The following is an 8,081-nucleotide window of genomic DNA, read 5'->3' on the forward strand; positions in this document are numbered from 1 at the left end:
ATCGTTCGATTAAGGATTACGTGAATCGTATCTGGCATTTGAAGCCCCACCCACGCAGCCAGCAATGACTGCGCGGGTAGGCGTGGTTATTTGATGACGTACTGGCCGTAACGAATGGCCTTGGCCAGCTCGCGTGACGACTCGGAAGGTGGCAGGGGGCTTACCGTCAGTTCGCCGATTTTTTCGTAAAAGTAGCCCTGAACGGTGCCCGTAGTGGCCATGCCGTGGGCGATGCTGGGTAGTAAGGCATTGTTGGCGGCGGCTGCGATAAATTCCTTCATCGATACACGGGCACAATCGTCAAAGGCGTTCATGCTCATGTCGGTACGTGGCGGAATCGAGCCTTTGTTCTGGTTGAAGGTGCGCTGAAAGGAATCGTCCATGATATTGCGAACCAGATCATTCTGGGCCGACTGATCAGCCTGGTCAGCGCTGCGCAGATCGAAAACAGCAAAGCTGTCGATGTTGAACAGGAACTGGTTTTGAGTGCCGGGTACGGCTGCGCAAATGTAATCGGTATTGGCGACTTTGCCCTCGGCAGAAAACTCACCCTTGGCCCAGTCGCCCATAAACTGAAAGGCCGCCTCGCCGTTAATGACCAGACTGGTGGCCTGGTTCCACTCGGCCAGGTCGCCCGACAAGGTCATATAATCCAGTAGTTGATAGTAGCGATCGAACACGGCATCCATGGTGTCGCCTCTCATTGCCCGGAAATCATGGTCGACCAGGGCGGCCTGATAAAATTCAGGACCACCGACCGACAGAACGACCGACTCAAACAGAGTGGCATGCTGCCAGTCCTGATGACCCTGGGCGATGACCTGGTAACCGGCATCGGCAATGCGTTCCGCCGCCTGATCAAATTCGGCCCAGGTGGTGGGAACCGCAACACCCACGACATCCAGAATGCGCTTATTGGCCCACAACCAGTTGGTGCGATGTACATTGACCGGAACCGCCACGTAATCGCCATTGTATTGCATTGCCGCGGCGACCACCGGGGGCAGGCGTTGGTCCCACTGCTGTTCTTCTGCCAGGTTGTTAATGTTGCTCAAAAACCCCAGCCGGGCCCAGCGCTGGATGTCGAGGCCCTTGATCTGTGCAGCCGTGGGCGGATTACCGCGCAGGACACGGTCCTGAAGGGTGGCCATGGCATTGCCGCCTCCACCGCCTTCTACAACAAAATCAACCCAGGTATGGCCGTCTTCCTGCATGGCCTCTTTGAGGACCTGAACGGAGCGGGCCTCGCCGCCGCTGGTCCAATAGTGCAGTACCTCAACGGAGCCAGCTTGGGAAAGGCCAGGCAGCAGAAATAGTATGGCGCTAAACGCCATAGAGTGATTGGATAAGTTCATTGCGTACTCCAGCGTGTTCTGCGTTTTTATCGTTATAGGCGCTATCGGCCAGATCAGAGTACCTCGACAGGACCTGGACATAACGTAACATAGCGTGTCAAAGGGTAGATGGTCGCTGCTCGTATAGTGATCGCAGGCGCTTCTTCCGGCGATTATTTGTTACACTTGCCCTTCATTTGACGGCGAAGAGTTTCATGTCCCAGATTCTGCGTATCGCAACCCGAAAGAGCCCCCTGGCCCTGTGGCAAGCGGAGTATGTTCGTTCTGCACTGGGTCGCTTGCACCCCGAACTTCAGGTGGAACTGGTCGAAATGGCCACCAAGGGCGACAAGATGCTGGATGTTCCGCTGGCCAAGGTGGGCGGTAAAGGCCTGTTCATCAAGGAACTGGAAGTGGCCATCGCCGAAGGCCACGCGGACATAGCGGTGCATTCGATGAAAGACGTGCCCATGGAGATGCCGGAAGGGTTTGAGCTGGCGGTGATTTGTGAACGTGAAGACCCAACTGACGCCTTTGTCTCCAATCGGTTTGCCCATGTGAACGACTTGCCGGAAGGTGCTGTAGTTGGCACGTCCTCGCTACGACGGCAGGCACAACTTTTGGCGGCTCGTCCGGATTTGCAGATCCGCTTTCTGCGCGGCAACGTCGGCACCCGCCTGGGCAAGCTGGATGCCGGTGATTACGACGCCATCATTCTCGCCTCGGCCGGGTTGCGCCGCCTGAAACTGGACGAACGCATCCGCCATACGCTCGCTACGGACGTATGTTTGCCGGCCGTCGGTCAGGGTGCGGTCGGCATTGAAATACGGGCGGGCGATGAAGCCACCCGGGCCTTGCTGGCGCCGCTGATGCACCCGGAAACCCATATTCGTGTGACTGCAGAGCGTGCCATGAACCGTCGCCTGGAGGGGGGGTGTCAGGTGCCCATCGCCGGTTTCGCTGAACTGAACGGCGATGCGCTGAGCATGGAGGCCCGGGTCGGTGAGGTGAATGGAGAACGCCTGTTAAAAGCACGTGATCAGGTGGTTTTGAGTGGCACTCCCGCCGAGCAGTTGGCACAGGCCTCTGCACTGGGTCTCAGCCTGGCCGAGCGGCTGCTAGAGCAGGGGGCCGGTGCCATACTGGCCAAATTGACTGACTGATGCGGTTGCTGCTGGCCAAGGCCAGGCCAGACTGGGCTCGCTGGCAGACTGTACTGGCGCCTCATGCGGAATTAACTCTGCGTGACCCCTGGCGTCTGACGCTGAGGCCAGAAACCCCGGCAGATAGGTCTACCTGGCTAAACCTGGATGAGTTTCAGGGGGTGATTTGCGTCAGCCCAACCGCGGCCAGCCAACTGATCGCGGCGCTGGATCGGTACTGGCCACAGCCACCCGCCGGGGTGCACTGGTTGTGCAATGGCCCAGCGACGGCCGAGGTATTGAGCCAGGGCGGGTTAATGCCGCAATTCCCAGCTTCCGGCCATACAGCCGAAGACGTACTTGCACTGGCGCCAACTCAGGCCGTGACCCAGCGAAAATGGCTGGTGGTAAAAGGGGCCGGAGGGCGGGGCATCTACCCGCAGGTGCTGAAAGACCGGGGCGCCGAGGTGTACACCATCGAAGTCTACGAGCGCGCTCTGGACCCGGCTGTGCTGGCAGAAATGTCGCGGCTGAGCAGCGAGGTTGATGCGCTGTTGATCAGTTCCCAGTTACTGGGCGAGGCGCTGCGGTCCGGCCACAATGGTGCCTGGAAGGTCTGGCCGGGCCTCTGGATACTGACCTCGCCGCGTCTGCTGAACTGGGCCCGGGAGCAGGGTATTGTCCAGTGCCGGTTGGCCAGTGGTGCCTCCCCGGAAGCCGTTGCTCAAAGCCTTCACGGTGGGACGTGACGACACGGCCCGGTTCACCTTACACTGATACCTATAAATGGAATCCCGGGGAAACAATATTACCGCCACCCAGGGAACAGCAAAGGCCGCATTGCCCATGAATAAAGACACCGAGTCTGACAACAAGCCAACACCCGACAACAACAATATCGCCACGGAAGCGACGCCGTCAGCCGACAACACCCAGACTACAGACAAGGCACCCGGCGAACCGAAGGCGACCGAATCGCAAGCCAGCCCCGGACCCGCCGCCTCGCCTGAACCCGGCGCTGCAGATGAAGAAACGGCACAGAAACCAGCGTCGACGGCCAAACCAAGCGGCCGGTCCGCTGTACCGCCACGTCGCCGATCTGCTCCATCTGGGGGTGGTTCTGGTCGTTCAGGCCGTTTACTGGCCGTGTTACTGGTATTAATTGTGGCGGTGGCGGGCTTGTCCTGGCTGGTGTATTGGGGTTGGCAGCAGTACCGGGGGTTGCAGCAGGAAACCGCCGCTGTGGTCAGCTCGGTGAGTGAGCTGCGCCAGCAGGTGTCCAGTCTGAGTACGCAACTGGAATCGTCTAACAGTGAACGAGAGCGCCTGGAGCAGAGCGTCCGGGAAGAGCAACAAGCGCTGGAAGCGATGTTGATTGAAACCGCGCAGCGACTTAGCCGACGCCAGGATTTGGAGGCCGACCGCTGGCCCTTGGAGGAAGCCCTGACCCTATTGCGCCTGGCTGAACGGCGCCTGCAACTGGACGGAGATGCTACCATCGCCGTTGGCCTGTTAAACGCAGCCGACCAGGTTCTGGCCGGGCTGACCGAAGCGGCGGTATTGCCGGTGCGTCGCCAGATCGCGTCTGACCGCCTCGCCCTGCAGTCAGTTGGCAGTGTTGATCTGAACGGCACTTACTTCCGGCTGGAGGCGATTGCAGACCTCATTGCCAGCCGTCAGTGGACGCCCGCCGAACGGCTGGAGCCACAGGCGCAAAGCGACGATATCGACCTGAGCTGGCAAACCTTTCGCGACAGCCTGAGTAGCCTGGTAACCGTCAGTCGACTTGACGTGCCGTATCAGGCACCGCCGTTACTCTCCGAGTTTGCCCAGTGGCAACAGCACAGCCAGTTGCTGGCCGAGCAAGTGCAACTGGCGCTGCTAGCCCGGAATCAGCCGCTGTACAACGAAGCCCTGGCACAACTGCAGGAACGGGTTGCCGCCATGGCGCCTGCACTCGAGCTCGGAGCCGTAACATCCGATCTGGAATCCCTGCAAGGGTTGACGCTAACACCCGATTTTCCTGATATTCACGCCAGTATTGAAGCGCTTGAGCAATACATGACCCGGGTCGACGCCGAGGCGACTGAGCCCGCCGATGACGGGGAGGACGACGCATGAGCCGGTTGCTGTTAAAAATCTTGTTGTGGCTGGTGCTGATTCTGGGCGCCGGGCTGCTGGCGCACTTCATGGTTCGCCACCCTGGGTATGTGATGATTGCCTGGGGCCAGTGGATGGTCGAGATCACGCTGTGGAGTGCGGTGGGCTTGTTCCTGGTCTTGTTTTTAGTCAGTTGGCTCGCAATAAAACTGCTGCGCGGGATTAACCCGGTCCGACTGGCCCGGCAATACCGCGATAGGCGCGACCGCAAAACGGCCCGGGTCGCGACCGGGCAGGCGGTTCTGGCCTGGCTGGAAGGCGATGATACAAAGACGCTGGCAGCATTGCACCGGGTGGTTAACGCGGGCGGTTCCGAGCGTCTGCCGCGAGTGCTGACACTGGTGCCCGGCCAGGATAGCGGCGACTGGCCTGCCCGGGTCAGCGAGTTTAAACAGACTGATCCAGAGCTTGCGCTGGTGGCCGATGCCCTGACCGCCGAGCGCCTGGTTCACTCGGGCGATGCGGCGGCACTGCTGGCTTTGTGGCAACAACAACCCGGGCTCCAGCGCATCCGCAAGCTGCAGCCAGACTACTGGCGCGCGCTGATGGATCAGGGCCAGGCCGAAGTCGCGTTGCAGGCGATCAACAAAACCCCAAACCTGAACCCCTCCGATCGCGAACGCTGGCAACAACAGGTGGCATTGCAGCTAATTGAGCAGGCGTGTCAGACCTCTGTCGCAGACCTTGGGCCGCTAAAGAACCTGCCCAAAACAATTCGCCAGAAAGCTGACGTCGTTGCCGCCGAGTGCCACTGTTTGCTGGTTCATGGCCAGACTGATGACGCCTTCAAACGTCTGTCCAGAGCGCTGGAAAAGGCCCCGGCCCCGGCTCTGTTGCGGTGTCTGCTGGACCCACGCTTGCCCGCCGCCCAGACTCTGCCACTGGCTGAGCAGCTGGAAAAACGCCACGGCTCGAATCCAGCGCTAATGCTGACACTCGGGCAGTTATGTGAGGCACAGTCGTTGTGGGGCAAAGCTGAAGACTATTTGGTCGAGGCCTGGCGTATTGATCCGAACCGAGACTCGGGTCTGGCCCTGGCCCGTTTTTTTGAACACCGCCAGCAAACCGATCGCGCCCTGACGCAATATCGTGAGCTGGCTCATCTTGGAGACTGATTCTTGGCAGAGACCCTGACATTTAACCCCTCGGACGACCGTCGAACCCGATACGCCGAACTACTGCCTCAATTGCGTGGCCTGGTACAGGGTGAGCCCAATCGCGTGGCTAACCTGGCGAATCTGGCGGCGGCCCTGCGCCAGAGTTTCGGTTTTTTTTGGGTCGGTTTTTATAGCGTACAAGACGACCAACTGGTGCTCGGCCCGTTTCAGGGTGATATTGCCTGCACGCGCATTGACTATGGTCAGGGCGTTTGCGGCGCGGCCTGGGCCGAAGCAACCAGCCAATGGGTACCGGATGTTGATGCCTTTCCGGGTCACATCGCCTGCAGCAGCCTGGCGCGCTCTGAGGTGGTCGTGCCGGTCATGGTGGACGACGAGGTCGTAGCCGTTTTGGATGTAGACAGCGATCAGCTCGATGCGTTTACTGAGGCCGATATTGAAGGTTTGCAGTCTGTTGCTCAGCTGTGTGCGGAAATCTGGTCCGCAACGACCTGATTCCAGTCCCCTGTAAGACCCCAATATAACATCCTTGTTACAAATACGGGCTCCGAATCGGGAGCTCGTGTTACCTTCCTGCCAGCTTTTTTCAAAAGTTTATCCTGCGTTAGGGCTTTCCTCTGGGGTGTTTTTAACACTGTCACCTCTGGTAACAGCGGTAACCCCTGTCTCTGCCAGACCGTTGTTAGGTTTTGTTACGCTAGGTTGCTGTTAGAGACGTTACTCCACCCGCGGGGCTGACTAGAGTAAGGCTGTGGTAATCGCACCCAGCAGAACCTTATCACGGTTTACACCGGTGCGAGTTCACAGCTTTGTTCATTGATTCATCGTTGCAATCGGGTAACCCCGGTGTCTTACCGGGTTCACAGAGAAGCCTGCACAACGGCGGAATCATCAAAACTGAAGACAACACGACCAAAACAACAAACAGAAGGACTGAGACCATGATGTTCAAAAAATCTCTAATCGCGATGGCAATGGGCGGCACAATGGCCGTTTCAGCCCAGGCCGGCGAAGTTGAAGTACTGCACTGGTGGACTTCCGGTGGCGAAGCCCGATCTATCGCGGTTCTGAAAGAAATGGTTGAAGACGCCGGTCACACCTGGACTGATTTCGCCGTAGCTGGCGGCGGCGGCGAGAATGCTTACACCGTACTGCGTTCACGTGCTGTGTCTGGCAACCCGCCCGCCGCTGCACAGATCAAAGGTCTGGAAATTCAGGAATGGGGTGATCTCGGTTTCCTCGCCAGCCTGGAAGAAGTTTCCGAAGAGAATAACTGGGATGCCGTTCTGCCTTCTGTTGTTGCCGACGTGATGAAGCACGATGGTGACTACGTAGCAGCACCGGTTAACGTGCACCGTGTTAACTGGATGTGGGCTAACCCGGCCGTGTTTGACGATGCTGGCGTTGAAATTCCGACCACACTCGATGAGCTTTGGGCTGCCGCTGAAGAACTACAATCTGCAGGTGTAATACCAATTGCTCACAGTGGACAGGCTGTCTGGGATACCACTACATTCGAAAGTATCGCACTGGCTGTCGGTGGAGCTGACTTTTTCTCCCGGGCTTTTGTAGACCACGATTCTGCAGCACTGGAAAGCGATACCATGGTTGAGGCGTTCCGCGAATTCAGAAAAGTGAACGACTACGTAGACCGTGGCGCAGCGGGCCGTGACTGGAACGTGGCCACCTCCATGGTGATCCGTGGTGAAGCGGCCATGCAGTTCATGGGCGACTGGGCCAAGGGTGAATTCACCGCCGCCAACATGACCCCGGGTGAAGATTACATCTGCGCGCCGTTCCCGGGTACCGCCGATGCCTTTACCTTTAACATCGACTCACTGGCCATGTTCAAACAGCGGACTTCCGCCAGTGCTGAAGCCCAGATGAAGATGGCTGAACTGGTACTGTCACCCAGTTTCCAGGAAACCTTCAACCTGAACAAGGGTTCCATCCCGGCTCGTACCGACCTCGACATGGGCAAGTTTGACGATTGCGCCCTGGCCTCTATGGAGACCTTCAAGCGCACCGCTGCGTCTGGTGAAGGCCTGGTGCCTTCCATGGCCCATGGCATGTCAACCACCTCGACCATTCAGGGCGCTATCTACGACACCGTGACTGAGTTCTTTAACTCAGACATGAGTGCCGAAGACGGCGCAACTCGTCTGGCTCGTGCAGTTCGTGCTGCCCAGTAAGAGAGCTATCTGATCAGAGCGGCCTGCAGGTCGCTCTGAACGCAAGGCCCGCCTTATTCGAAGGTGGGCTGATTCTGGCAAAAAACTGAAATCATAGATACAGTTAAACCTACCTGAATCTTTTCCTTATCGGGA

7 protein-coding genes are annotated in these 8,081 nt (G+C 58.4%); 6 read left to right on the forward strand and 1 reads right to left on the reverse strand.

Annotation, left to right across the window (positions count from 1 at the left end):
* Positions 1-86 precede the first annotated feature (86 nt).
* A complete protein-coding gene (locus WEB54_RS10510; RefSeq protein ID WP_368055465.1) occupies positions 87-1,355 on the reverse strand; it encodes an ABC transporter substrate-binding protein in 1,269 nt (422 codons plus the stop codon).
* 194 nt (positions 1,356-1,549) lie between these two features.
* On the opposite strand from WEB54_RS10510, the gene hemC reads away from it, so the two are divergent.
* The 6 genes from hemC to WEB54_RS10540 all read left to right on the forward strand — a co-directional run bounded on the left by hemC (position 1,550) and on the right by WEB54_RS10540 (position 7,946).
* Positions 1,550-2,497, forward strand: a complete 948-nt coding sequence (gene hemC / locus WEB54_RS10515; protein ID WP_368055467.1) for a hydroxymethylbilane synthase — start codon at positions 1,550-1,552, stop codon at positions 2,495-2,497.
* Positions 2,497-3,225: a uroporphyrinogen-III synthase gene (locus tag WEB54_RS10520; protein ID WP_368055469.1), complete on the forward strand. Its 729-nt coding sequence runs from the start codon at positions 2,497-2,499 to the stop codon at positions 3,223-3,225. The genes hemC and WEB54_RS10520 overlap by 1 nt, the downstream gene beginning before the upstream one ends.
* 97 nt (positions 3,226-3,322) lie before the next feature.
* Positions 3,323-4,597, forward strand: coding sequence for a uroporphyrinogen-III C-methyltransferase (locus WEB54_RS10525; RefSeq protein WP_368055471.1), 1,275 nt, complete (start codon positions 3,323-3,325; stop codon positions 4,595-4,597).
* Positions 4,594-5,751 (forward strand): heme biosynthesis HemY N-terminal domain-containing protein, encoded by a 1,158-nt coding sequence (locus tag WEB54_RS10530; protein ID WP_368055474.1) that lies wholly within the window; start codon positions 4,594-4,596, stop codon positions 5,749-5,751. Before WEB54_RS10525 ends, WEB54_RS10530 begins: the two co-directional genes overlap by 4 nt.
* Positions 5,752-5,754: 3 nt before the next feature.
* Positions 5,755-6,249 (forward strand): GAF domain-containing protein, encoded by a 495-nt coding sequence (locus tag WEB54_RS10535; protein WP_368055476.1) that lies wholly within the window; start codon positions 5,755-5,757, stop codon positions 6,247-6,249.
* A gap of 449 nt (positions 6,250-6,698) precedes the next feature.
* Positions 6,699-7,946: an ABC transporter substrate-binding protein gene (locus tag WEB54_RS10540; RefSeq protein ID WP_368055609.1), complete on the forward strand. Its 1,248-nt coding sequence runs from the start codon at positions 6,699-6,701 to the stop codon at positions 7,944-7,946.
* The last annotated feature ends 135 nt before the right edge of the window (positions 7,947-8,081 follow it).

The sequence above is a fragment of the Saccharospirillum sp. genome (assembly GCF_040881935.1).
In the GTDB taxonomy this organism is placed as follows: Bacteria; Pseudomonadota; Gammaproteobacteria; order Pseudomonadales; family Natronospirillaceae; genus Saccharospirillum.

What these genes read in the sequence shown, in the direction of transcription:
- WEB54_RS10510 (WP_368055465.1), bottom strand. Translation starts at nt 1,355, where the DNA reads ATGAACTTATCCAATCACTCTATGGCGTTTAGCGCCATACTATTTCTG.
- hemC (WP_368055467.1), top strand. Translation starts at nt 1,550, where the DNA reads ATGTCCCAGATTCTGCGTATCGCAACCCGAAAGAGCCCCCTGGCCCTG.
- WEB54_RS10520 (WP_368055469.1), top strand. Translation starts at nt 2,497, where the DNA reads ATGCGGTTGCTGCTGGCCAAGGCCAGGCCAGACTGGGCTCGCTGGCAG.
- WEB54_RS10525 (WP_368055471.1), top strand. Translation starts at nt 3,323, where the DNA reads ATGAATAAAGACACCGAGTCTGACAACAAGCCAACACCCGACAACAAC.
- WEB54_RS10530 (WP_368055474.1), top strand. Translation starts at nt 4,594, where the DNA reads ATGAGCCGGTTGCTGTTAAAAATCTTGTTGTGGCTGGTGCTGATTCTG.
- WEB54_RS10540 (WP_368055609.1), top strand. Translation starts at nt 6,699, where the DNA reads ATGTTCAAAAAATCTCTAATCGCGATGGCAATGGGCGGCACAATGGCC.